The organism is Luteimonas sp. e5 (assembly GCF_054031035.1).
The window spans coordinates 321,831-345,335 of the sequence record NZ_JBSTRX010000002.1; the positions used below are offsets into that span (position 1 = coordinate 321,831).

Below are 23,505 nucleotides of genomic sequence, written 5' to 3' on the forward strand. Positions count from 1 at the left end.
AACCCCGATCCCCGATTGCGCTTCCCTGCTTCTCGCCGTGGCGGCCCTCTCCCCGGGTATTCCCCTGGTCCGCCGGGTCCGGTCTTGCAAATATGCCCGTTTCCGGCCGAAAACGCATGAATGCGTATGCCCGGGCCAGCGTGTGCGCCCACGGCAGGCCGTCGCCGTGATTTGCATCACGGTCTGGCCGCATCCCTCACTGCGGGCGCATGTCGCCGCTGTCGATGAAGCGCTGGTGCCAGGACAGCGCGTCGGGCAGCAGGTGCGGGGTGTGCTTGCCGAAGCTGTCGCGGCTGGCGCGTTCGAAGTAATCGCGCAGCAAGTCGCGGTAATCCGGGTGCGCGCAGCGCTCGATCACCAGCGCCGCACGCTGCCGGGGCGCCAGCCCGCGCAGGTCGGCCAGGCCCTGTTCGGTGACCAGGATCGAGACGTCGTGTTCGGTGTGATCGACGTGGCTGACCATCGGCACGATGCAGGAAATGGCGCCGCCCTTGGCCATGCTCGGGCTCAGGAACACCGAGAGATAGCCATTGCGGGCGAAATCGCCGCTGCCGCCGATGCCGTTCTGGATGCGGCTGCCCATGATGTGGGTGGAATTGATGTTGCCGTAGATGTCGGCTTCGATCATGCCGTTCATGGCGATGCAGCCCAGGCGCCGCACCAGCTCCGGATGGTTCGACATCTCCTGCGGGCGCAGCACCACCCGCTCGCGGTAGAAGTCGATGCGCTCCTTGAAGCGCAGGTTGGCATCGGGTGAAAGCGACAGCGCGGTGGCCGAGGCGCTGCGCATGATGCCGGCATCGATCAGGTCGAGCATGCCGTCCTGGATCACCTCGGTGAAGCCGGCCAGGTCCTCGAAGCCGCTTTCGCCCAGGCCCGCCAGTACCGCGTTGGCAATGTTGCCCACGCCCGACTGCAGTGGCAGCAGGTTGGGTGGCAGCCGTCCGCGCTTGACCTCGTGCTTGAGGAACTCGATCAGGTGCCCGGCGATGCGCTTGCTGTCCTCGTCGATCGGCTTGAACGGGGTGTTGCGGTCCGGGCTGTCGGTTTCCACCACCGCCACGATCTTGTCCGGGTCCACCCGCAGCCACGGGTCGCCGATGCGCTGGTCGGGCCGTGTCAGCGGGATCGGTTGGCGATGCGGCGGCAGGCGGGTGCCGTAATAGATGTCGTGCATGCCATCCAGCCCTTCGGGCTGCCAGCTGTTGACCTCGACGATGACGCGCTCGGCCAGGTCCAGCCAGGTCTTGTTGTTGCCCAGCGAGGTCGAAGGCACCATCGCGCCATCGGCATTGATTGCCGAGACTTCGATCACCGCGACGTCGATGTCACCGAAGAAGCCGAACCAGGCGTGCTGCGCGACATGGCTCAGGTGCATGTCGATGTAGTTCATGCGCCCGTCGTTGATGCGTTTGCGCGCCTCCGGATCGGACTGGTAGGGCAGGCGCAGTTCGACGCCCTCGGCACGTGCCAGCGCGCCATCGAGTTCCGGTGCCGTGGAGGCCCCGGTCAGCACGCGGATGCGAAACGCTTCGCCGGCATCACGCATGGCTTCCATGCGTTCGGCCAGTGCGAAGGGCACCACCTTGGGATAACCCGAGCCGGTGAAACCGCTCATCGCCACGGTATCGCCGGGTCGGATCAGCGCGGCGGCGTCGGCCGCCGACATGCGGCGCTGGAGCAGGCGGGTATCGAGGATGCGCGATTCGGTCATGTTGGCCTCTGCGTGCGTGGGGCCTGCATTATCGGCCAGACGCAACGATGCGGGTCTGACCACGCTCAAGCCCGGGCCATGCAGTGACGCGCCACGGATTCGGGCATGAAAAAGCCGGCCCCGAGGGACCGGCTGTCGATTCCGGCGACGTGCATCGCCGTCGCGTGGTCGCGGCTGTATCAGCGGCCATCACCATCGAAATCGCCCGGCAGGCGGCGTTCGATGTAATGCCAACCGTCGCGCACCGCACCCTTGGCGTCTTCCCACGCCAGGCGCGATTCGGCGCGCGTGTTCTGCCAGTCGCGCTCGAGCTGGCTTTCGACGTCCTCGAAGCGCTGGCCGCGGTACTGACCGTAGGTGTCGTAGCCGTAGCGGTAGGCCGGCTCGTAATCGTTCCAGTTGCGGTCCTTCACGTAGTAGTCGGTGTTTTCATACTTCGACTGGAAATGATCGCGGTACTCGGTCGGGTTGACCGCCTCGGCGATCGCACCGCCGGCCTTGGCACCGGCGACCGCGCCGACCACCGCACCCACCGCGGTGCCCACCGGACCCGCTGCCGAACCGATTGCCGCACCGGCAATCGCGCCTGCGCCTGCGCCGGTGCCTTCGCCGATGCTGTGATCCTTCTTGATATCGCTCATGTGTGTTGCTCCTTCGTTGGGGAGGTTCGTGGGGAAGCGACTTGCGCCGCACGATCAGGGTTGCGCGCAGGCCGTGGCATGCAAGTGAAAAACACGCTTTGAAGCTGAAGTAGCTGAACCTCGGCGTTTCGCGTTTGGCGCAGGCTCAGTTTCGTGGCGACGATGTGTGCCCGGGGTCGGCTTTCGCGTCGCGTGCCGGTCGCGCATTGCGACATGGCGCGCGGCGATGCGCGGCCACGGCCACGACGCGGGCAGGTCGTGGCGACGCGCAATCGCCCCCGATGCCGCCTGCTGCGGTATCTTCGGCCGGACCATTGGGGAGAAAAGCCATGCACATGCGGTTCGCGTTGCCCCTGTTGTCCGCTCTGCTGCTCGTTGCCTGCGGGCGGGAGTCCGCCCCCGAATCCGTGACCCGGGACCGTGCCGCCGCGATCGAGGAACTGCCCGCGGCAGGCGCGGTGCCGGCGGTGTCTGCCGATCGCGAGCTGGTTTCCGCGGTGGGCGAGGGCGCTGGCGAGGAACGCCGCTTCGTGCACACCGCCAGCGCACGCTTCGAGGTCGATGACGTGTATGCCGCGGCGATGAAGATCGAGGATGCGGCGGCCGCGCATGGCGGCTTCGTCGCGCGCAACCGCATCAGCAATCCGTCCATCGGCAATTGGCAGCGCAACCTGGGTGATGGCCGCCGCCTCACCCTGCAACAGTACCGTCGCCAGGCCGAGTTGCAGGTGCGCATCCCGGCCGCGCGCAGTCAGGAGTTCCTGCGCGCGATCGCCAACGACATGCGCTTCCTGGAAAGCCGCGAATTCAGTGCGCATGACGTGCAGTTCGATCTGTTGCGCGCACAGCTCGCGGCCCGGCGCGGGCAGGATGCGGCCAGCGGCATCGACGCCACCGACGCACAACCGGGCAAGGTCGGCGAACGCGTGGATGCCGCACGCGCCCGTGCCGATGCACTGGCCGGGCGCGATGAAGCGCGGGTGGCGCAGGCGGAGCTTGAGGATCGCATTGCCTTCGCCACCCTCAACCTGTCGCTGTACCAGGCACCGCAGCTGCGCGAAGTGATCGAGGACAGCCCGCGCGCCGCGCTGCGCGCCGCAGGACCCGGCTTCGCCACGCGCATGACCTGGGCACTGAAACAGGGATGGCTGGGCCTGGGCGAGGGCGTGCTGCTGTTGATCACCCTGTGGCCGCTGTGGCTGGCGCTGGTGCTGGTGTTCGCCATCGTGCGCGCGCTGCGCCGCCGCCGCGCACCGCGCGTTCCGCCGCCGCCACCGGTTCCGCCATCCGCATGAATCGCACGCGGCGCTTCTGGCTGGGCGTGGTGCTCGCCCTGCTCGCCGCGCTGCTGCTGGTGCTGGCCCTGGGCATGGCCGGCGCCTGGGGCGGGCTTGGTCTGCCTCAGTGAACTGAAGGGTTCAGTTTTGCACTGCAGCGTGCACTTTCCATAACGAAATATTTACACTGAATCCGCTTCTTCGTGGGGAGGGAGCACCACCCGCCAGCGCGGTCCTGCACGCTGGCGGGTTTTTCATGCCCGCGCCACGGCGGCGGCGCATGCCATCATCGGCGTCATGCCCGACGCCCTTGCCGATCTCACCGCCCGCGCGCTGGCGCGCTTGGAGCTGCCCGCCGGGCTGGATACCGCGGTGCGCACGGCGCTGCAGCGGGTGGCGCTGGTCAGCGATTTCGCCATCGACACCTTGGTGCGCCAGCCTGATCTGCTGCAGCGTCTGTTGGCCGATGCCGATGCCCCGGCGCTGCCGCCACCGCGGCCCGGCGAGGCCGGGCGCGAGGCGTGGGAAGCGGCGCTGCGGCAGTGGCGTGCGGCCGAGTCCACGCGGCTGATCTGGCGCGACGTGCTCGGGCTGGACGACGTGGACGCCACCCTGCGTGGCAGCACCCGGCTGGCGGAGCAGGCATTGCAGCTTGCGCTTGAAGTATTGGAGGACGAATTCGCCGCGCGCCATGGCCGCGTGCGCGACGCCGACGGGCAGCCGGTGGGGCTGGTGGTGTTTGCGCTCGGCAAGCTCGGCGGCGGCGAGTTGAACTTCAGTTCCGACATCGACCTGGTGTACGCCTATGCGGCCGAGGGCGAGAGCGACGGCCCGCGCCCGCTGGCGGCGGAAGCCTGGTTCACCCGTCTCGGCCAGCAACTGGCGCGGCTGCTGGATGAGGTCACCGCCGCCGGCTTCTGCCATCGCGTCGATCTGCGCCTGAGGCCTTATGGTGCCGCGGGTCGGGTGGCGTGGTCGTTTGCCGCGCTGGAGCAGTATTTCCAGCGCGAGGGCCGCGACTGGGAGCGCTATGCCTGGCAGAAGGCGCGCCCGGTGGCCGGCGACACCGACGCCGGCCGCGCCTTCCTCGCCAGCCTGCGCCCGTTCGTGTATCGCCGTTATCTGGATTTCGGCGCGCTGCAGGGCTTGCGCGAAATGAAGGCGCTGATCAGCGCCGAGGTCGCGCGCAAGGAGCTGGCCGATGACATCAAGCGCGGGCCCGGCGGTATCCGCGAGATCGAGTTCCTGGTGCAGGCCTTGCAGTTGATCCGCGCCGGGCGCGAGCCGGCATTGCAGACCCGCGGCCTGCTCGAATCGCTGCAGGCGCTGGTCGTGGCGGGGCAGGTCGATGCGGCCACCGGCGAGGAACTGGCCGCGGCTTATCGCTTCCTGCGGCATCTGGAAAACCGCCTGCAGATGCGTGCCGATGCGCAGGAGCACCAGTTGCCGGTGGATGCCGAAAGCCGCGAACGGCTGGCGCGCGGCATGGGCTTTGCGGACTGGCCGGGGCTGCGGCAGCGGTTGGACGCGGTGCGCGGGCGGGTATCGGAGGAATTCGCCGCCTTGCTCGCCGAGCGGCAGAAGCAGCATCGCCCCGATGCGCTGAAGAGCTACTGGCAGGCGCTGCCCGAGGCCGGTGATGCCGCGGTGCTGGCCGAGGCCGGCTTCGAGGACGTCACCGCGCTCGATGCCGCGCTGCGCGATTTCCTGCGCGGCGCGCGTGCGCGGCAAACCTCGGAGATCGGCCGCGGCCGGCTGGACCGGGTGATGCCGGCGCTGATCGCCGCCTGTGCCGCGGCGCCGCAGGCCGATGCCGCGCTGCGCCGGGTGCTGGTGTTGGTCGGCAACATCCTGCGTCGCAGCAGTTATCTCGCGCTGCTGGACGAACAGCCGCAGGCGCTGAAACGGCTGGTGGACGTGCTCGCGCGCAGCGCGCTGCTCGGTGAACGGCTGGCGGCCTATCCGCTGCTGCTGGACGAGTTGCTCGATGCCCAGGCCGGCGAGGCGGTGCCCGATGCCACCGGTTTGCGCGCCGGTGCCGAGCGTGCGGTGGCGCAGGCCGGCGACGACATCGACGGCGCGCTGCGCCTGCTCAACGAATACCGCCAGGCGACCAGCTTCCGCATTGGCCTGGCCGCGCTCGACGGGCGCGGCAGCGCCAGCCTGCATGCACGGCAACTGGCGGAGCTGGCCGATGCCGTGCTCGCCGCCTTGCTGCCGCTGGCGCGTGCGGAGCTGGCGGCGACGCATGGTGAGGTGCCCGGCGCGGCGTTCGCCATGCTCGGCTACGGCAGTCTGGGCGGATTGGAACTGGGCTTCGGATCCGACCTCGACCTGGTGTTCCTGTACGACGCCGAGCCCGAGGTGCTGTCCGCTGGCCGCCGCCCGCTGGAAGCGCAGCGCTGGTTCGCGCGGCTGGCGCAGAAGATCGTCGGCTGGCTGCAGACGCCGACTTCATCCGGGCGCCTGTTCGACATCGATGTGCGCCTGCGCCCGGATGGCAGCAAGGCGATGCTGGTATCGACCCTGTCGAGCTTTGCCGAGTATCAGCGCGAACGGGCGTGGACCTGGGAGCACCAGGCACTGGTACGCGCACGCTGCGTGGCCGGCGATGCCGCGCTTGCCGACGGCTTCGAGCAGGTGCGCGCCGCGGTGCTGGCACAGCCGCGCAATGCCGAAGAACTGCGCGCCGAAGTGGCGATGATGCGTCGGCGCATGCGCGAGGAACTGGATCGCAGCAACGCCGCGCAGCTCGATCTCAAGCAGGGCGAAGGCGGTCTGGTGGATGTGGAATTCCTCGTGCAATACCTGGTGTTGGCGCATGCGCGAGAACACCCCGCGCTCGGCGTGCCACGCGCCACCGACGGCCTGCTCGCCGCGCTGGCCGGGACCGGCGTGCTCGCCACCGATGCGGCCAAGGCGCTGGACCAGGCGCATGAAACCCTGCTCGGCGCCGGCCTTGCCTGCACCCTCGACCGCCGCCGGCGCATGGCCGCGCGCGATGACGAACCGGTCATCGCCGCCGCCGCCATGATCGCCGACGTGCTGCGCACGCATGGCCTTGACGGATAAATCCGGCACGCCGCGCATGACAGCGCGCCCGCGGTCGGCTACTTTGCGCGGATGAACGCCGACCTTTCGCGCAGTCCGTCCTTCGCCCGCATCCATGCCGGGGAGTGGCCGGCGTTGCTGGTGTCCTTCCTGTATTTCTTCTTCGTGCTGTCGGCGTATTACGTGATCCGCCCGGTGCGCGAGCAGTTGGCGGCGGCGGTCGGCTCCACCCAGTTGCCGTGGTTCTTCGCCGCCACCTTCATCGCCACGCTGGCGCTGACGCCGGTGTTCGCGTGGCTGGTGTCGCGCTGGCCGCGGCGCGTGGTGGTGCCGGTGGTGTATCTGTTCTTCATCGCCTGCCTGCTCGCGTTCATGCCGTTCTTCGCCAGCGAAGGGCTGCTCAGCCCGCGCGTGCTCGGCATCGTGTTCTTCGTCTGGGTCAGCGTGTTCAACCTGTTCGTGGTGTCGGTGTTCTGGAGCTTCATGACTGATATCTGGAGCAACGAACAGGCGCGCCGGCTGTTCCCGCTGATTGCGCTCGGCGGCACGCTCGGCGCCATCAGCGGCCCGGTGCTGACGCGGCAACTGGTCGGCGTGCTCGGCGTCGCGCCCTTGCTGCTGGTGTCCTCGCTGCTGCTCGGCCTCGCGCTCGGCTGCGTGTTGCTGCTCGGTCGCCGTGCGCACCGCTTCAGCCGCGCCTCGACGCAGGAGCGCGAAGGGCGCGCCATCGGCGGCGGCATGTGGGATGGATTGAAGCAGGTATTCGCCGATCCGTTCGTGCGCGCGATGTCGATCCTGATGCTGCTTGGCGATGCCATCGGCACGCTGGCCTACGTGATGATCACCGATTACTCGCACGTCACCTTCGCCGATGCGGTGGAGCGCACGCGCTTTGCCGCGAATGTGGACCTTGCCACCAACCTGCTGCAGATCGGTGCGCAACTGACGCTGACCCGCTGGCTGCTGGTGCGCCACGGTGCCGGCCCGGCCATCGCCGGCTGGGCGCTGGTCGGGGTGCTGGCTTGCCTCGGCTGCATGCTGGCGGCCGATCCGCATGCGGCAGTGTTCGCCACCACCCAGGCGCAGGCACAGGGCTGGATCGAGGCATTGCCGCGCATCCCCTTGCTGCATCCGCTGCTGGCCGGGCTGGTCGAATTGCTGCCCAACCTGTCGTGGGTGGTGCTGATGCTGGTGCTGACCCGCGGCCTGATGTACGGCATGGTCGGCCCTGCGCGCGAGAGCCTGTATACGCGGGTGCCGCGCGAGTTGCGCTACAAGGGCAAGAACGCGGTGGATACCGCGGTGTGGCGCGCCGGCGACGTGGCCTCGGCGTCGATGATCAATGGCCTCAAGGCGCTCGGCGCCGGCATCCCGGTATTCGCCGCGCTCGGCGGGCTGGCACTGGCCGCTTCGGGCGTGATCGGCTGGCGTCTGGCACGGCGGGTGGAAGCGCCCGATGCGGGCGAAGCCCCGACGGCGCCACCGGCGCACGCCTGAGTCGGGTCAGCCGCGGCTGGCGGCCAGTCCGGCGTAGAAGCGCGCCAATTCGCCGACGCGCCGCTGCAGGTCCTGCAGGCTGTCCTCGTTGCCGAGGATGTCGTCGGCGATGGCCAGGCGCGCTTCGCGGCTCGCCTGCGCGGCGATCATGCGCTGCGCCAAGGTCGCGTCGATGCCGTCGCGCGCCATCAGCCGCGCCTGCTGCGTGGCCGGGCTGACATCGATCACCAGGATGCGATCCAGCCACGGATAGGCGCTGCGGCCACCGCCCTCGGCCAGCAGCGGCACCGAGGCGATGACGAGCGTGGTTTCGGCGGCTTCGCAGCGTGCGCGCAGTTCGGCACGGATGCGCGGATGCAGGATCGCTTCCAGCGCCGCCTTGGCCTGCGCATCGGCGAAGATCAGCCGGCGCAGGCGGGCACGGTCCAGTTCGCCACGCGCATCCAGGATCTCCGCGCCGAAATGCGCGGCGATCTCGGCCAACGCCGGCTGCCCCGGCTGCACCAGTTCGCGCGCGATGGCATCGGCATCCACCACCGTGGCACCGTGTGCGATGAAGGCGGCTTCGGCCGCGCTCTTGCCCGAGGCGACCCCGCCGGTCAGGCCGATGTACAGGCGTGCCATGCCCGGCTGTCCGTGCCCGCGCTCAGCGCATGCCGGCGAAGCGCAGATAACCATCGATCAGCGCGTCGCCCCACATGAACATGATCCAGCCGGCGGCGGCCAGATAGGGGCCGAACGGCAGCGGCGTGGCGCGGTCGCGGCCCTTGGCATACAGCCACAGCGAGCCGACCACCGCGCCCACCAGCGAGGAAATCAGCACCGTCGGCAGCAGCGCCTGCCAGCCGCACCAGGCACCGATGGCCGCGAGCAGCTTGAAATCGCCATGGCCCATGCCCTCCTTGCCGGTCATCTGCTTGAACAGCCACCACACCAGCCACAGGCTGACATAACCGAGCACCGCGCCGGCGATGGCCGGCTTGGGCGCGATGAACAGGCCTTCGTGCGCGGCGATCAGGCCTAGCCACAGCAGCGGCAGGGTGAGCGCATCCGGCAGCAGGCGCGTGCGCAGGTCGATGCCGGCCGCGGCCAGCAGCATCCAGCTGAACACCAGTGCGCCAAAGCCCTGCCAGCCGAAGCCGAAGCGCCACACGCAGGCCAGCGTCAGCAGCATGCAGGCCAGCTCCACCAGCGGGTACTGCGCGGAAATCGCCATGCCGCAGTGGCGGCAGCGGCCGCGTTGCAGCAGCCAGCTGAGCAGCGGAATGTTCTCGTACCAGCGCAGGCGGGTCTTGCAGCCGGGGCAGTGCGAAGGTTCCACCGCGATTCCCGGCGGGGGCGGGTCGTACAGCTCGGGTAGCTCGAGTGCTTCGCGCGCATCGCGCTTCCAGCGCCATTCCATGCGCGCGGGCAGGCGCAGGATCACCACGTTGAGGAAACTGCCGACGGCAAGGCCCAGTGCGGCCGCCGCCGGATAGCCCAGCGCCGGATTCTGGTCGAGGAAGGCCATGCCTCAGCCGACCACCGAGGCCAGCTTGAAGATCGGCAGGTACATGCCGATCACCATGCCGCCGACCAGCACGCCGATGACCACCATCACGAACGGCTCGATCAGGCTGGACAGCGCGTCCACCGCGTTGTTGACCTCTTCCTCGAAGAACTCGGCCACCTTCAGCAGCATTGCATCCAGCGCACCGGCTTCCTCGCCGATGGCGGTCATCTGCACCACCATGTGCGGAAACAGGTTGACCTGCTTCATCGCCATGTTGACCTGGTAGCCCACTGCCACGTCATCGCGCATGCGCATGACCGCCTTCTCGTACACACTGTTGCCGGTGGCGCCGGCCACCGTGCCCAGCGCATCGACCAGCGGCACGCCGGCGGCGAAGGTCACGCCCAGAGTACGCGAGAAGCGCGCGATGGCCGAGTTGTGCATGATCTGGCCGATCACCGGCAGGCGCAGCACCACGCGGTCGAGGAAATGCTGGAACCTCAGCGAGCGCTTGTAGAAGAAAAGGAAGGCGCCGATTGCCGCCACCGTGATCAGCAGCATCAGCCACCACCAGCTGACCATGAAGCGGCTGGCAGCGACGATCATCTGGGTGAACGCCGGCAGATCCGCGCCGAAGCTCTTGAACACCTCCTCGAACTGCGGCACCACGAATACCAGCAGGATCGCACTGACCACCAGCGCCACCGCGATCACCATCGCCGGATAGAACAGTGCCTTCTTGATCTTGCCCTTGAGGGTTTCGATGTTCTCCTTGTAGCTGGCGATGGTCTCCAGCACCGTTTCCAGCACGCCGGCGCTCTCGCCCGCCTGCACCAGATTGCGGTACAGCTCGTCGAACTGCACCGGGTACTTGGACAGCGCCTCGTAAATCGACGAGCCGCCGGCGATGTCCGCGCGCAGATCGTTGACCATGTTGCCCATGCGCGGGTTCTTCTGCCCGCTGCCGATGATCTCCAGCGCCTGCACGATCGGCACGCCGGATTTCATCATCGTCGCCAGCTGGCGGCTGAATACCGCGATTTCCTTGGCGCTGATCTTCTTGCCGGCGGCGCCGAACAGCGGCTTGCCCTTGGGCCGCACGCTGGTCGGGGTGATGCCCTGGCGGCGCAGCTCGGCGCGCAGCAGGGCATCGCTCTTCGCGGCCTGCTCGCCCTTCATCACCACGCCGCGCTTGTCGGTGCCCTTCCAGGTGAAGACCGGCAACGCCTCTTCGCGCACGCCGCGACGAGCGGCTGGGGCAGAGGCGGGGCGGGCAGGGGTGACGATGGGGCGGGTGGCCGACATGGGCGGGTTCCTGTTCAGTCCTTGGTGACGCGGTTGATCTCGGCCAGGCTGGTGATGCCTTCGGCCACCTTCAGCAGGGCGGACTGGCGCAGATCACGCACGCCGGAGCGTTGCGCCGCCTGCGCGATGTCCAATGCAGTGCCCCCATCCAGCACGATCGCCTGGATCTCCTCGGTCATCGGCATGACCTCGTAGATCCCGGTGCGCCCTTTATACCCTTCCGTGCATTCGCTGCAACCCACCGCTTCCCAAAGCGTGAGCCCGGCGGCGATCTGCTCGGCGGTGAAGCCCTCGGCCAGCAGGGCGTGCTCGGGCAGGGTCTGCTCGCGCCTGCACTGCTTGCACAGCCGTCGCGCCAGGCGCTGCGCGATCACCAGGCTGATCGAGCTGGTCAGGTTGTACGGCGCGATGCCCATGTTCATCAGCCGCGCGATGGTCTGCGAGGCGTCGTTGGTATGCAGGGTGGACAGCACCATGTGCCCGGTCTGCGCCGCCTTGATGGCGATTTCCGCGGTTTCCAGGTCGCGGATTTCGCCGACCATGATCACGTCCGGGTCCTGGCGCAGGAAGCTGCGCAGCGCGGCGGCGAAGGTCATCCCGGTCCTGGTGTTCTGCTGCACCTGGTTGACGCCTGGCAGGCGGATTTCCACCGGGTCCTCCACCGTGGAGATGTTGCGGCTGTCGTCGTTGAGGATGCCCAGCGCGGTGTACAGCGAGACGGTCTTGCCCGAGCCGGTCGGGCCGGTCACCAGCACCATGCCGTAGGGCTTGTGGATCGCCTCCAGGTACAGTGCCTGCTGGTCCGGCTCGTAGCCGAGTTTTTCGATGCCCATCTGCGCGGCGCTGCCATCGAGGATGCGCAGCACCACCTTTTCGCCGAACAGGGTGGGCAGGGTGCTGACGCGGAAGTCGATCTGCCGGGTCTTGCTCAGGTTGAGCTTGATGCGGCCATCCTGCGGGATGCGCTTCTCGGCGATGTCCAGCTGCGCCATCACCTTCAGCCGCGCGGCGATGCGCGCCTGCATGCGCGGGCTGGCACGGCTGATGCTGCGCAGCACGCCATCGATGCGCACGCGGATGCGGTAGCTGTCCTCGTAGGGCTCGAAGTGGATGTCCGAGGCGCCACGGCGGATCGCATCCACCAGCACCTTGTTGACGAAGCGCACGATCGGCGTGTCGTCCTCGCCCTTGGCATCCACGCCCTTTTCGCCGCCCTGTTCCTCGCCATCGGCCAGGCTCAGTTGATCCAGGCCCTCGTCATCATCCAGCAGGCCGTCCAGCGCGCTGCCGCCGGCCTGCTGCCAGGCCTCCAGCGTGCGCTGCAGGGTATCGGCGGCGACCAGCACCGGCTCCACCGCCAGGTTGGCCTGGAACTTGACCTCGTCCAGCGCCTGCAGATTGGCCGGGTCGCTGGTGGCGACGAACAGCCGCCCGCCGCGGCGATACAGCGGCAGCACGCGATGCTTGTGCAGCAGCTCCTCGCTGACCAGGCCAAGCGTCTCGGTCTGCGGCAGCAGCGCGGCCGGGTCCAGCAGCGGCACGCCGAATTCGATGGAATTGGCCGCCGCCAGTTGCACCGCGCTGGCCAGCTTGTGTTCGACGAGGTACTGCGCGATCGGCTGGCGCGCGTTGGCCGCGGCGTCCTGCGCCGCGCGCGCGGCCTCGGGGGTGAGCACGCCATCCTGCACCAGGCGGCGGGTGATGCCGGTGATGCCGACGAGATTTTGCTGGAGCTGGGCGTTCATCTGCGCGAGTTCAACCTGGCGTGCAACCGCGCCACTTTAACGGAAGAAAGCCGTCTTGGTTTGAGCCAAGGGGAGTGTGAGAATCCAAAAAGAAGCCCCGGCATGCCGGGGCTTCGATGAAAAACCAGCGAAACAAATCAGGTGCACTTGCCGGGCTTGTACTTCGCGTCCAGGTCACTGGTGCACGACCACATGCCATCAGCATTGCGAGTGAGGGTGATCTTCTTGCCATTGAACTTGGTTGCGTTGCCACCCTTGGTGGTGCACTCAATAACCGTGGTGCCGGTCAACGCCAAGTCACAGTAGCTGCCGCCGTTCGCGGTTTGGCCAACATAGCCTGCATCGGCCGCCACCAGCGACGGAGTTTTACCTTCATTGACCATCACTTCGAACTGGGTCTTGAGCGGGGTGACTTCCGCCAAGGCCGAAGAAGCCTGCGAGCGCACCACGTAGTCCTGGTAGGCCGGCAGCGCGATGGCGGCGAGGATGGCGATGATCGCGACGACGATCATCAGTTCGATCAGGGTGAAGCCTTGTTGCTTGTTCATTGGGTATCCCCTAGATGGAGTTGGGTTGGTTCCACGTGCCCCGTGGCCGGTGGCCGGATCGTGGGCAGCCGTGCGACAGGCACGTGCGCCATGGATCATGCACGAGGCGTGCCAACCGGGGAAGCCCACCGCTTCACGCTTTGCGCAGCCGCCGCCTGCGGGTGGCGCGACAGAATGTGACGCACAAGGTCAGAAACGGTCGAAACTCTCTTGCCTGCTGCGTATGGTGGCGCGGCGCAACGGCGATGCTGGCGTGAGGCAGAAGATGACCCCGTTTGCCGCTGGCGCGCGGGCGCGAGGCGGGCAGGGCAGCGCTGTCAGGGCAGGGGGGTGCCAAGGCGCTGGCGCAGTTCGGCGGCGATGCGCGCGGTTTCGCGCAGCGGCTCGACCGGCCACGTCTGCAGACTGCCGGCGAACTCGCGCACCCGGCCCGCCTCCTGCAACTGCCGCAGCAGCTCACGCGGGCGGCCCACCAACACCTCGCCGCCGATCACCCATAGCGGCGCGGCGGTGGCGGCGGCTTCGCACAGCATGTTGACCGAATCCGCGCTGCAGACGACGGCATCGGCCCAGCCGAGCAGGCCGGGATAGGGATTGTCGCCATCGCGCGCATCGCGCCACAGCAGCGCCGGCTGCAATGCGGCGAGGCGCTCGCGCCACGCCTGCGGGGTGCGCCGCGAGGCACTGGCCAGCAGGCTGCCGCCGGCCGCGGCGACGCTGCGCGCGAGCCGTTCCAGCTGCGCGGCCAGTGCGTCGTCCGCCATCGGCCAATGCCGGCTCGGTCCGCCGAGCAGCAGCGCCACGCGCGGGCCGGGCAGCGCGCCCGGTGCGGGAAAATCGCGCCGCGCCGCGGCCAGCCACAGATCATCCACCGGATGCAGGCTGCCCCGCATGTGCAGCACGTTCCCGCCATGCAGCGCATCGTGCGCCGGCACCACCAGCAGATTCCAATGACGCGGGTCGATGCGCGGGTCGAGGATCTGCACCACGCGGCTGCCGGCACGGCGCAGCAGGCGCGTGGCCAGCGCCGCCTGGCGGCCGCAGCCGATGGCGAGCGCGGGCGGTGCCGCCAGCACGCGGCTGAATTCTTCGCCCAGCGCATGGCCGGCGCCGGGGAAACGCCGCGGCGCCAGCAGCCGCGCCATGCGCCCGGGTGCCAGGATGATGTGCGGTGCGGTGGCATGGCCCAGTGCCTGCGCCAGCGCCTCCGCCTGGCGCCGGTTGCCGGCGTGGCCATCGCTCAGGCACAGCACGGGCGGGGGCGGGTGTTGCATGGATGGGACTGCCTGTTGCGTGGATGGCCTTGGGCGCGGGTGTTTGCGCACTCTACACTGGGCGCAGTCCACGGAAATGGTGATTGCATGTTCCACAATCTTGACGATGCCGCGCTGGACCAGTTGTTCCGTACCGCGCGCACCTACAACGCCTTCAGCGGCGAGATCGACGATGCCACCCTGCACCGGCTTTACGACCTGCTGAAGTTCGGCCCGACCGCGGCCAATTCCACCCCGGCGCGATTCCTGTTCATCCGCTCGCCCGAGGCCAAGGCGCGGCTGGAGCCACTGCTGGACGAGGGCAACCGTGCCAAGACCATGGCCGCGCCGGTGACGGTGGTGGTGGCGACCGACATGGACTTCCACGAGAAGCTGCCGGTGCTGTTCCCGCATACCGATGCCAAGGCGTGGTTCGACGGCCCGCGCGAGGGGCGCCAGGTGCCGGGCATGCGCAACGGCACCCTGCAGGGCGCGTACCTGATCCTCGCCGCGCGTGCGCTGGGGCTGGATACCGGGCCGATGTCCGGCTTCGACCACGAGAAGCTGGATGCCGAGTTCTTCGCCGGCACGCAGTGGAAGTCCAACTTCCTGGTCAACCTCGGCAAGGGCGACCCGGCCAGCATTTTCCCGCGCAGCCCGCGCCTGCCGTTCGACGAAGCCTGCCGCATCCTGTGAGGACGCGCCCCGTATCGCAAAGGAGACCGCGATGACCCGCAAACCCCACCTCATCCTGCTGCCGCTGGCCGCCGCCCTGCTGCTGGGCCTGGCCGCCTGCGAGCGCCTGACCGTGACCGACAACGAACCGCCGGTGGCCGAAAAGGAACCGGAAGTGGTGCTGCCGGCCGACCATGTGAAGCCGGTGACCGGCATCTACGCCATCGACCCCGCGCACACCATGGTGCTGGCGCAGTGGAGCCACTTCGGCTTTTCCAATCCCAGCGCCAATTTCGGCGATGCCGACGGGCGCATCGTCATCAACGCCGCCAACATGAGTGCGTCCTCGGTGGACGTGACCCTGCCGCTGTCGGGCCTTGCCAGCTTCAGCGCCGACTTCGACCAGCACCTGCGCGGCGCCGACTTCTTCGATGCTGCGGCATTTCCGGTCGCGCATTTCGCCAGCACCAAGGTGACGCCGCTGGGTGCCGACCGCTACGAGGTGACCGGTGAACTGACCATCAAGGGCCAGAGCCGCGTGGTGGTGCTCGATGCCAAGCTCAACGGCGCCGGCGAGCACCCGATGACGCAGGTGCCGAGCCTGGGGCTGGATGCCACCACCACGGTCAAGCGCAGCGACTTCGGCCTTGGCCTGCATGCGCCGATGGTCAGCGACGAGGTGACGCTGCGCATCACCAGCGAAGCCTCGCGCGTGGACGATTCGGCCAAGCCATGATCATTCAACGCCCGGCCGCCGCGCGCGGCCATGCCGACCATGGCTGGCTGGACAGCCGGCACACGTTCTCCTTCGGCCATTACCACGACCCGCAGTGGATGGGCTTCGGCCCGCTGCGGGTGATCAACGAGGATCGCGTCGCGCCCGGTGGCGGCTTCGCCCCGCACCGCCACGCCAACATGGAGATCATCAGCGTGGTGCTGCAGGGCGCGCTGGCGCACCGCGACAGCACCGGCAGCGAGGGCGTGCTGCGTCCCGGCGAGGTGCAGTGGATGAGCGCCGGACATGGCATCGAGCACAGCGAATACAACGGTGATCCGGCGCAGACCACGCATTTCCTGCAGATCTGGATCCAGCCCGATCGGGTCAACGCCGAGCCGGCGTATGCGCAGCGGGCGTTCGAGCGCGACACCCGCCGTGGCCGCTGGGACACCTGGGCATCGCCCGAAGGTCGTGATGGCGGCCTGCCGCTGCGCCAAGACGCGCATCTGCGTGCCGTGCTGCTGGCGCCGGGCCAGCGCGTCGATGTCGAACTCGACCCCGCGCGGCGCTACTGGCTGCACGTGGCGCTGGGCACGATCCGCGCCGGCGAGCATGAACTCGGCCCCGGCGACGCCATCGGCCTGGTGGACGAAACCGGCCAGCTCGCACTGCAAGGTCTGGGCAGCGACGAGGCCGAAGTGCTGTTGTTCGATCTGCCGGGGTGATGCGGGCGGGGCATGATCGTGCACATGCACAATCCCCCGCATCCCGGCGAGTTCATCTCCGGGATTTACCTGCAGCCCAATGGCATCAGTGGGCGCGAGCTGGCGCAGGCACTGGGCGTGGCGAGTTCGACCCTGAGCCGGGTGCTGAACGGCAGCAGCCGCGTCAGCCCGGAGATGGCGCTGCGTCTGTCCAAGGCGCTGGGCCGTTCGCCGGAAAGCTGGCTGGCGATGCAGTCCGCGCATGACCTGTGGGTGGCACGCCGCGACACCGACCTGCGGCAGGTGGATCGGCTGCGATTGGCCGCAGCCTGACCGGCCAGGCGCGCCTGCGCCGGGCTTTGCCGCTAGAATCCTCGGCATCCTGTCTTCCGCAGTCCGTGTTGCCGCCATGAACGACGCCATCCACGCCACCGAGGCCAACGCCCAGCGCGAATACGAAGTGCATCGTGCCGACCTGCCGTTGTCCTGTCCGCTGCCGTCGATGGCGCTGTGGAACTCGCATCCGCGGGTGTACCTGCCGATCGAGGAGGAGGGCGGCAAGTCCGAGTGCCCGTACTGCGGCGCGAAGTTCACCCTGGTGGACTGAGGCTGCGCCGCGCGCCCGGATGCGCCGACGCCTGACCATCGTGCAACTGCTGCCGGCGCTGGAATCCGGCGGCGTGGAGCGCTCCACACTTGAAATCAGCCAGGCGCTGGTGGCTGCCGGACATCGCGCGATCGTGGTCTCACGCGGCGGGCGGCTGTTGCCGCAGTTGCAGGCGCTGGGTGGCGAGCATGTCGCGCTGGACATCGGGCGCAAGTCGCCGCTGACCCTGACCCGGGTCGCTGCGCTGCGCCGGGTGCTGGCCGAGTGCGAAGCCGACATCGTGCATGCACGCTCGCGATTGCCGGCCTGGATCGGGCGGCTGGCACTGCGCGGCATGCCCGCGGCGCAGCGGCCGCACTGGGTGACCACCATGCACGGGCTCAATTCGCCCTCGCGCTACAGCGCGGTGATGGCCAGCGGCGAGCGCGTGATCTGTGTCTCCGACACCGTGCGCGCGTACCTGCTGACGCATTACCCGCGCACCGACCCGGCGAAGCTGCGGGTGATTCCGCGCGGCATCGACCCGGCGGCCTTTCCGCGTCGTGCCGGCATCGAGCGTGCCGCGCGCGTGGCGTTGGCGACCGAACATCCCGCGCTTGGCGGTGAGGGCCCGTTGCTGCTGCTGCCCGGCCGCGGCACCCGGCTCAAGGGCCATGCCGATGCGCTGACGTTGCTGGCGCGCTTGCGTGCCGACGGGCTGGATGCGCGGCTGTGGATGCCCGGCGCGCGCGAGGCGGGGCGCGAGGCGTATCTGGCCGAGCTCGAGGCACAGGCCGTGCGGCTCGGCATCGACGCGGCGCTGGCGATGACCGCACCGACCTCGGCGATCGCGCAAGCGTATGCGATGAGCGACCTGGTGCTGCAGCTTTCGCGCAAGCCGGAGGCCTTCGGCCGCACCGTGATCGAAGCGCTCAGCGTGGGGGTGCCGGTGCTCGGCTGGGCGCATGGCGGGGTCGGCGAGTTGCTGGCCGAGTTGCAGCCGGCGGGCGCGGTGCCGCCGTTCGACCCGCAGGCCTTGCACGCGGCGGCGCAGGCGCTGCTGCATCACCCGCCGACCGCGCCCGTTACCATGCGCCATCACCTGCGCGCGATGCAGGACGCCACGCTCGACGTGTATCACGAACTCGCATGAACGCCACTGCCGCCCCTGCCGATGCCCCGCGCCTGCCCACCGGCTGGCGCTGGGCGCCGTGGTGGGTGCTGACGTACATCGCGCTGTGGCCGGCCTCGCGCGTGTCCGAGGGCATCCTCTCGCTGGGCGCGGTGGCAGCGCTGCTGCTGCTGGCCAAGGCGCGCTTCCGCGACGGCACCCGCCTGCTCAGCTCCGGTGCGTGGGCGCTGACCACCGCGCTGTTCTTTGCCTACTGGCTGCCGCAACTGATCTCCACCTTCGATGCCGCCGATCCGCTGGCGGCGCTGCGCAAGACCCTGACCGGGCTGCGCTACCTGCCGTTCCTGTGGCTGGTGGCGATCGCGGTCGCCACCGGCAGTGGCCGGCGCACCCTGTTCGGCGGCATCGCGGTGATCGTCGCGGTGTGGACCCTCGACCTGTTGTTGCAGGCGATCAGCGGCAGTGCGATGAGTCCGCTCAATGCCGGGCTGGACGCGCTGTACCAGTTGCTGCGTGACGGCAAGCAGATGTGCGATGGCCAGCTTGAACGCGGCTTCGACCGCGTCAACGGTGTGTTCGGTACCTGCAACCCGGTGCTCGGCGTGCTGCTGGCGAGCCTCTCGCCGTTCCTGCTGTTCGCCGGCTGGCGCCGTTTCGGTGCCAAGGGCTGGTTGCTGGCGGCGCTGCCGGTGGGCATCGCGATCCTCCTGGCCGGCTCGCGTGCGAGCTGGCTGACCTATGCACTGGTGCTGCTGTTCACCGGCTGGCGCATCCTCGGCGCGCGCCGGATGCTGCTGCTGTTCGCCGCGGGCGCGCTGGCGCTGGCGGCCTTGAGCCTGGTGCATGCGCCGCTGGGCGAGCGCATCGCGCGCACCGCGACCGCGTTGAGCGGCGAGGCCGACGGCGTGGACAACGCGCTGTCCGGGCGCAGCCGGATCTGGGCCGGCGCGCTGTGCATGATCGGCGAGCATCCGGTCAATGGCGTGGGCGTGCGCGAGTTCCGCAATGCCTGGGCTGAATGTGACCCGCAGCCGCAGGTGCAGCCCGAATGGGGCGAAGGGCCGGCATTGCATGCGCACCAGCTGGTGCTGGAAGTGCTGGCCGAGACCGGCTTCATTGGCCTGTTCCTGTGGCTGGCCGGGCTGGCGCTGGCGTGGCGTGCCTGGCGCTGGGCCAGCCCGCAGGCGCGCCGCCGCGCTCGACCGGCGATGCTGGCGTTGCTGGTCACGGTGTTCCCGCTCAATACCCACCTCGCCTTCCATGCCGCGTTCTGGGGCGGGGTGTTCATGCTGCTGCTGGCGCTGTATGCCGGCAGCCTGCTGGCACGCGAGGACGACGCCCCCGCGGCGTGACGTGCGGGCGCCGTGGCGTCCGGCGCCATGCTTCAGGCGTACAGCGAGCGGCCGTCGGGCTGGCGCTTGAAGCGGCGGTGGATCCACAGGTATTGCGAAGGCGCTTCGCGCACCATGGCCTCGATCGCGGCGTTGACCCGCGTGCTGTCGGCGGCCGCGTCATCGCTCGGGAACGGCGTCAATGGCTCGCCGATGCGCAGCACGTAGCGCGCGCCCTCGCGGCGGTGGAAGAACGGCACCACCGCGCAGCCGCTGATCCGCGCGAGCTGGTGGGTGGCGGTGATGGTGGAGGCGGGGATACCGAAGAACGGCGCGAACACGGTGTCCTTGCCGAGCATGTCCTGGTCCGGCGCGTACCACAGGATGCCGCCGCGCTTGAGGTGGCGCACTGCGCCGCGCAGGTCGTCATTGCCGAACATCGCGCTGGCATGGCCGAGCCGGCCCCGCAGCACGCACCATTCCAGCACCGGGTTGCGGTGGCGGCGGTACATGCCGGCGACCTCGACGTGGTCGCACAGCAGGCGGCCGCAGATCTCCAGGGTGGTGAAATGCCCGGACACCAGCAGCACGCCGCGGCCCTGTTGCTGCAGCGCGTGCAGGTGTTCGAGGCCTTCGATTTCCACGCGGCGCCGCATCGGCGTGATCGTGCCCCACCAGGCGCGGGCGAATTCGAACAGGCCGATGCCGAGATCGCGGAAGCTGGCCTCGAGCAGGGCCTGGCGCGCATCCGCGCCGAGTTCCGGCATGCATAGCTCCAGATTGCGCCGGGCCGCGGCGAGGCGGTCGGGCAGCAACCGCGGCAGCAGGCGGCCGAAGCCGCTGCCCAGTGCCCGTTGCAGACCCCAGGGCAGGCGCGCCATCAACAGCAGGAAGCCCATCAGCAGCCACATCGGCCAGTGGCGCGGCGCCAGCAGCTGGCGGGGCAGGGGCGGTGGCGTGGCGGCGGGCATGCGCCAATTCTAAGCGCGCGTTGCCGGTGGCCCGCGCCGCGCCGACGGCATCGCACCGACGCGGGCATCCCGTATCCTTGCGCGATGAAAGCCCGTTTCAGCGAGCGCCTGTTGCGTGGCCTGTATTCGGCCGTGCTCTACCTGTTGCTGCCGGTGACGCTGTACCACCTGGTGTGGCGCGGCTTCCGCCATCCGGCCTATCTGTCGCGCTGGAACGAGCGCTATGCGCGTTACGGGCGCATGCCCGCGCCTGCGCCGGCGCCGAACGGACGGCTGTGGCTGCACGCGGTGTCGGTGGGGGAAGTGGCCGCGGCCGCGCCGTTGGTCGATGCCCTGCTGCAACGCCATCCGCACAAGCGCCTGGTGCTGACCGCGATCACCCCGACCGGCTCCGAACGCATCCAGGCGCGCTGGGGCGGGCGGGTGGAGCATGTGTACCTGCCCTATGACCTGCCCGGCGCGGTGGGTCGCTTCCTCGAGCAGTACCGGCCCGAGCGCGCGCTGGTGATGGAAACCGAGCTGTGGCCCAACCTGCTGTTCGCCTGTCGGGATCGCGGCATCCCGCTGGCGATCCTCAATGCGCGGCTGTCGGCGCGCTCGCTGCGCGGCTACCGCGTGCTGGCGCCGCTGGTGTCGCGCGCGCTGGCCACGGTCGGCAAGGTCTGCGCGCAGAGCCGCGACGATGCCCGGCGCTTCATTGCGCTGGGCGCGCGGGCGGATGCGGTCGAGGTCACCGGCAATCTCAAGTACGACGTCGCGCCGCCGGCCGATGCCGCCGATTTCGTGCGCGAGTTCCATCGCCACGCCGGGCGCAGGCCGGTGTGGATGGCGGCCAGCACCCATCCCGAGGAAGAGCTGCCGGTGCTGATCGCGCACCGCCGCCTGCGCCGACGCTGGCCCGACCTGCTGCTGCTGTGGGCGCCGCGCCACCCGGAACGCTTCGCGCCGGTGGCCGAGCGCCTGCGCAGCGACGGCCTGCGCACGCTGTGCCGCAGCCGCGAACGCTGGCCGGCGCAGGACAGCGCCGCCTTCGTCATCGACACCCTGGGCGAGCTGCCGTTGTTCTTCAATGTCGCCGACGTGGCCTTTGTCGGCGGCAGCCTGCAGCCGATCGGCGGGCACAATCTGCTGGAGCCGGCGGCGGTCGGTTGCGCGGTGGTCAGCGGACCGCATCTGTTCAATTTCAGCAGCATCGCCACGGGCCTGGAGCAGGCCGGGGCGATGCGCGTGGTGAACGAGGCGGATGCGCTGGCGGAGGTGGTGGAAGCGCTGCTGGCCGATGATGCGCTGCGCGCGCGCATGGGCGAGGCCGGGCGCGCGTTGGCCGAATCCGGGCGTGGTGCATTGGCGCGCACGCTGGAAGTGCTGGGCCTGTGATGCGACAAGGCCGGGCATGCCCGGCCTTGTCATCGTTATGGCCGCACGCGCGGTGCGCGGCGGGCTCAGTTGTTGATGCGCGGTGCCTGTCCGGCGGGCACGGTGAGCAGGCGGTTGACCGCCTGCACGTCGCCGATGTCGAGTTCGCCCGCGGCCTGACGCAGCAGCAGATGGCTTTGCAGGTAGTTGTACTTGGCCTCGGCATAGGCCTGCTGCGCATTGAACAGGTTCTGCTGGTTGATCAGCACGTCGATCACCGTGCGCGTGCCGACTTCAAGCCCGACCTGCGAGGCATCGTAGGCGCTCTGTGCGGCGACCAGCGCCAGACGGCGTGCTTCCAGCGCGCTGATGCCGGCGGCGAGGTTCTGGTAGGCGCTGCGCGTGTTGCGTTCCAGGCCGCGCTTCTGCTGCTCCAGCTGCTGCTCGACCACGTCGCGCTGGGCGATGGCCTGACGCACCTGCGATTGCACCGCGCCGCCGCTGAAGATCGGTACCGAGAGGCTGAGCGACACCGACGGGCCGCGGCCGCGACCATCGGTGTCGAAGTTGCCGCCACCGAGGATGTCGGTGCTGCTGTTGGTGCGCGAGATGCCGTAGCTGCCGCGCGCGTTGAGCGTGGGCAGGTGGCCGGCGCGTGCGGTGCGGATGTTCTGTTCGGCGGCGGCCAGACGGGTCTTCTGCGCGGCCAGCGCGGGGTTGTTGTCGACCGCGCGGTTGACCCAGTCCTCGGCACCGCCTTCGGCCGGCAACTGCGGCACGAAGTCGTCGGGCAGCGCCATCAGGCTGCGGATCGGCTGGCCGGTGATCTCGGCCAGCGCCTGATAGGCATCTTCCAGCGCGTTGCGACGCAGGATGGTGTTGGCGCGCGCGGCCTCGTACTGCGCGCGCGCTTCGTGCACGTCGGTGATCGGCGCCAGGCCGACTTCGAGCCGCTTGTCGGCGAAATCGAACTGCTTCTTGAGCGCCTCTTCCTGGGCTTCCGCGGCGGCCAGGGTTTCCATCGCCACCAGCACGTCGAAATAGGCGCGCGAGGTGCGCGTGATGAGCTGGTCGTTGGCCGATTCGAGATCGTATTCGCCGGCCTCGGTATACAGCTTCTGCGCGCGGTGGCGGCTGATGGTGGCGCCGTTGAACACCATCTGGTCCACGCCGATGCTGGCGCTGCGGCTGGTGCTGTCGCTGGTGCGCTCGCCGCCGGAGATGATCTGCCCGGTGTCCGGGTCGATGATCGGCTCGCCGGAGCGGTTGGTCTGGCGCTGGCGCGAGATCGAGGCGTTGGCACCGATCTGCGGCAGCATCGCCGCGCGCGCCTGCACCTGGTTCTCGGCGGTGGAACGCTGGTTGGCTTCGGCCGCCGCCAGCTGCGGGTCCTGGCCCCGCGCGATCTGGTAGGTCTGCAACAGGTCTTCGGCCTGTGCCGACAGCGGCAGCAGGGCGAGCGAGAGGGCGAGGGCAAGCGGTCGGCAGCGCATCGGTAATCCTTGCGAT

General features: G+C 69.2%; 21 protein-coding genes. 11 read left to right on the top strand and 10 right to left on the bottom strand.

Annotation, left to right across the window (positions count from 1 at the left end; all coding sequences use genetic code 11):
- Positions 1–196: 196 nt before the first annotated feature.
- Positions 197–1,714, bottom strand: a complete 1,518-nt coding sequence (locus tag ACW11F_RS06975) for an acetyl-CoA hydrolase/transferase family protein (RefSeq protein WP_456996192.1) — start codon at positions 1,712–1,714, stop codon at positions 197–199.
- Positions 1,715–1,893: 179 nt separating this feature from the next.
- A complete protein-coding gene (locus ACW11F_RS06980) occupies positions 1,894–2,355 on the bottom strand; it encodes a glycine zipper domain-containing protein (RefSeq protein ID WP_456996193.1) in 462 nt (153 codons plus the stop codon).
- Positions 2,356–2,684: 329 nt separating this feature from the next.
- Between ACW11F_RS06980 and ACW11F_RS06985 the strand changes: the two genes are divergently transcribed.
- The 3 genes from ACW11F_RS06985 to ACW11F_RS06995 all read left to right on the top strand — a co-directional run bounded on the left by ACW11F_RS06985 (position 2,685) and on the right by ACW11F_RS06995 (position 8,180).
- Positions 2,685–3,650, top strand: a complete 966-nt coding sequence (locus ACW11F_RS06985) for a DUF4349 domain-containing protein (protein WP_456996194.1) — start codon at positions 2,685–2,687, stop codon at positions 3,648–3,650.
- A gap of 279 nt (positions 3,651–3,929) precedes the next feature.
- Positions 3,930–6,704: a bifunctional [glutamate--ammonia ligase]-adenylyl-L-tyrosine phosphorylase/[glutamate--ammonia-ligase] adenylyltransferase gene (glnE, locus tag ACW11F_RS06990; RefSeq protein WP_456996195.1), complete on the top strand. Its 2,775-nt coding sequence runs from the start codon at positions 3,930–3,932 to the stop codon at positions 6,702–6,704.
- A 51-nt stretch (positions 6,705–6,755) separates the two neighbouring features.
- On the top strand, positions 6,756–8,180 hold the full coding sequence (locus tag ACW11F_RS06995) for an NTP/NDP exchange transporter (RefSeq protein WP_456996196.1): 1,425 nt from the start codon (positions 6,756–6,758) through the stop codon (positions 8,178–8,180).
- 6 nt (positions 8,181–8,186) lie between these two features.
- On the opposite strand, the gene coaE is transcribed toward ACW11F_RS06995, so the two are convergent.
- The 6 genes from coaE to ACW11F_RS07025 all read right to left on the bottom strand — a co-directional run bounded on the left by coaE (position 8,187) and on the right by ACW11F_RS07025 (position 14,544).
- The gene (gene coaE, locus ACW11F_RS07000) at positions 8,187–8,804 is read right to left on the bottom strand and encodes a dephospho-CoA kinase (protein ID WP_456996197.1); all 618 of its coding nucleotides are present in this window, start codon (positions 8,802–8,804) and stop codon (positions 8,187–8,189) included.
- Positions 8,805–8,826: 22 nt separating this feature from the next.
- The gene (locus tag ACW11F_RS07005; RefSeq protein WP_456996198.1) at positions 8,827–9,690 is read right to left on the bottom strand and encodes a prepilin peptidase; all 864 of its coding nucleotides are present in this window, start codon (positions 9,688–9,690) and stop codon (positions 8,827–8,829) included.
- A 3-nt stretch (positions 9,691–9,693) separates the two neighbouring features.
- A complete protein-coding gene (locus tag ACW11F_RS07010) occupies positions 9,694–10,851 on the bottom strand; it encodes a type II secretion system F family protein (protein WP_456996569.1) in 1,158 nt (385 codons plus the stop codon).
- 140 nt (positions 10,852–10,991) lie between these two features.
- Complete coding sequence (pilB, locus tag ACW11F_RS07015) at positions 10,992–12,722, bottom strand: type IV-A pilus assembly ATPase PilB (RefSeq protein ID WP_456996199.1); 1,731 nt, start codon at positions 12,720–12,722, stop codon at positions 10,992–10,994.
- 137 nt (positions 12,723–12,859) lie between these two features.
- The gene (locus ACW11F_RS07020) at positions 12,860–13,270 is read right to left on the bottom strand and encodes a pilin (protein WP_456996200.1); all 411 of its coding nucleotides are present in this window, start codon (positions 13,268–13,270) and stop codon (positions 12,860–12,862) included.
- 317 nt (positions 13,271–13,587) lie between these two features.
- Positions 13,588–14,544, bottom strand: coding sequence for a mitochondrial fission ELM1 family protein (locus ACW11F_RS07025; protein ID WP_456996201.1), 957 nt, complete (start codon positions 14,542–14,544; stop codon positions 13,588–13,590).
- Between the two features lie 87 nt (positions 14,545–14,631).
- Between ACW11F_RS07025 and ACW11F_RS07030 the strand changes: the two genes are divergently transcribed.
- The 7 genes from ACW11F_RS07030 to ACW11F_RS07060 all read left to right on the top strand — a co-directional run bounded on the left by ACW11F_RS07030 (position 14,632) and on the right by ACW11F_RS07060 (position 19,690).
- Positions 14,632–15,219, top strand: a complete 588-nt coding sequence (locus tag ACW11F_RS07030) for a malonic semialdehyde reductase (RefSeq protein ID WP_456996202.1) — start codon at positions 14,632–14,634, stop codon at positions 15,217–15,219.
- 31 nt (positions 15,220–15,250) lie between these two features.
- On the top strand, positions 15,251–15,934 hold the full coding sequence (locus ACW11F_RS07035; RefSeq protein ID WP_456996203.1) for a YceI family protein: 684 nt from the start codon (positions 15,251–15,253) through the stop codon (positions 15,932–15,934).
- Positions 15,931–16,641 carry a pirin family protein gene (locus tag ACW11F_RS07040; RefSeq protein WP_456996204.1) on the top strand — a complete coding sequence of 237 codons (711 nt, stop codon included), beginning with the start codon at positions 15,931–15,933 and terminating at the stop codon, positions 16,639–16,641. The genes ACW11F_RS07035 and ACW11F_RS07040 overlap by 4 nt, the downstream gene beginning before the upstream one ends.
- Positions 16,642–16,665: 24 nt before the next feature.
- Complete coding sequence (locus ACW11F_RS07045; RefSeq protein WP_456996205.1) at positions 16,666–16,953, top strand: HigA family addiction module antitoxin; 288 nt, start codon at positions 16,666–16,668, stop codon at positions 16,951–16,953.
- 76 nt (positions 16,954–17,029) lie between these two features.
- The gene (locus tag ACW11F_RS07050) at positions 17,030–17,227 is read left to right on the top strand and encodes a zinc-finger domain-containing protein (protein ID WP_456996206.1); all 198 of its coding nucleotides are present in this window, start codon (positions 17,030–17,032) and stop codon (positions 17,225–17,227) included.
- Positions 17,228–17,246: 19 nt separating this feature from the next.
- Positions 17,247–18,359 (top strand): glycosyltransferase, encoded by a 1,113-nt coding sequence (locus ACW11F_RS07055; RefSeq protein WP_456996207.1) that lies wholly within the window; start codon positions 17,247–17,249, stop codon positions 18,357–18,359.
- The gene (locus ACW11F_RS07060) at positions 18,356–19,690 is read left to right on the top strand and encodes an O-antigen ligase family protein (RefSeq protein WP_456996208.1); all 1,335 of its coding nucleotides are present in this window, start codon (positions 18,356–18,358) and stop codon (positions 19,688–19,690) included. The genes ACW11F_RS07055 and ACW11F_RS07060 overlap by 4 nt, the downstream gene beginning before the upstream one ends.
- Positions 19,691–19,722: 32 nt before the next feature.
- Here the strand turns inward: ACW11F_RS07060 and lpxL are convergent, their stop codons facing one another.
- Entirely contained in the window at positions 19,723–20,640 is a 918-nt protein-coding gene (gene lpxL, locus ACW11F_RS07065) for an LpxL/LpxP family Kdo(2)-lipid IV(A) lauroyl/palmitoleoyl acyltransferase (RefSeq protein WP_456996209.1), read from the bottom strand.
- A gap of 84 nt (positions 20,641–20,724) precedes the next feature.
- On the opposite strand from lpxL, the gene waaA reads away from it, so the two are divergent.
- Positions 20,725–22,017: a lipid IV(A) 3-deoxy-D-manno-octulosonic acid transferase gene (gene waaA, locus ACW11F_RS07070; RefSeq protein WP_456996210.1), complete on the top strand. Its 1,293-nt coding sequence runs from the start codon at positions 20,725–20,727 to the stop codon at positions 22,015–22,017.
- Positions 22,018–22,082: 65 nt separating this feature from the next.
- Here waaA and ACW11F_RS07075 read toward each other — a convergent pair whose 3' ends face one another.
- A complete protein-coding gene (locus ACW11F_RS07075) occupies positions 22,083–23,489 on the bottom strand; it encodes a TolC family outer membrane protein (protein ID WP_456996211.1) in 1,407 nt (468 codons plus the stop codon).
- Positions 23,490–23,505 lie beyond the last annotated feature (16 nt).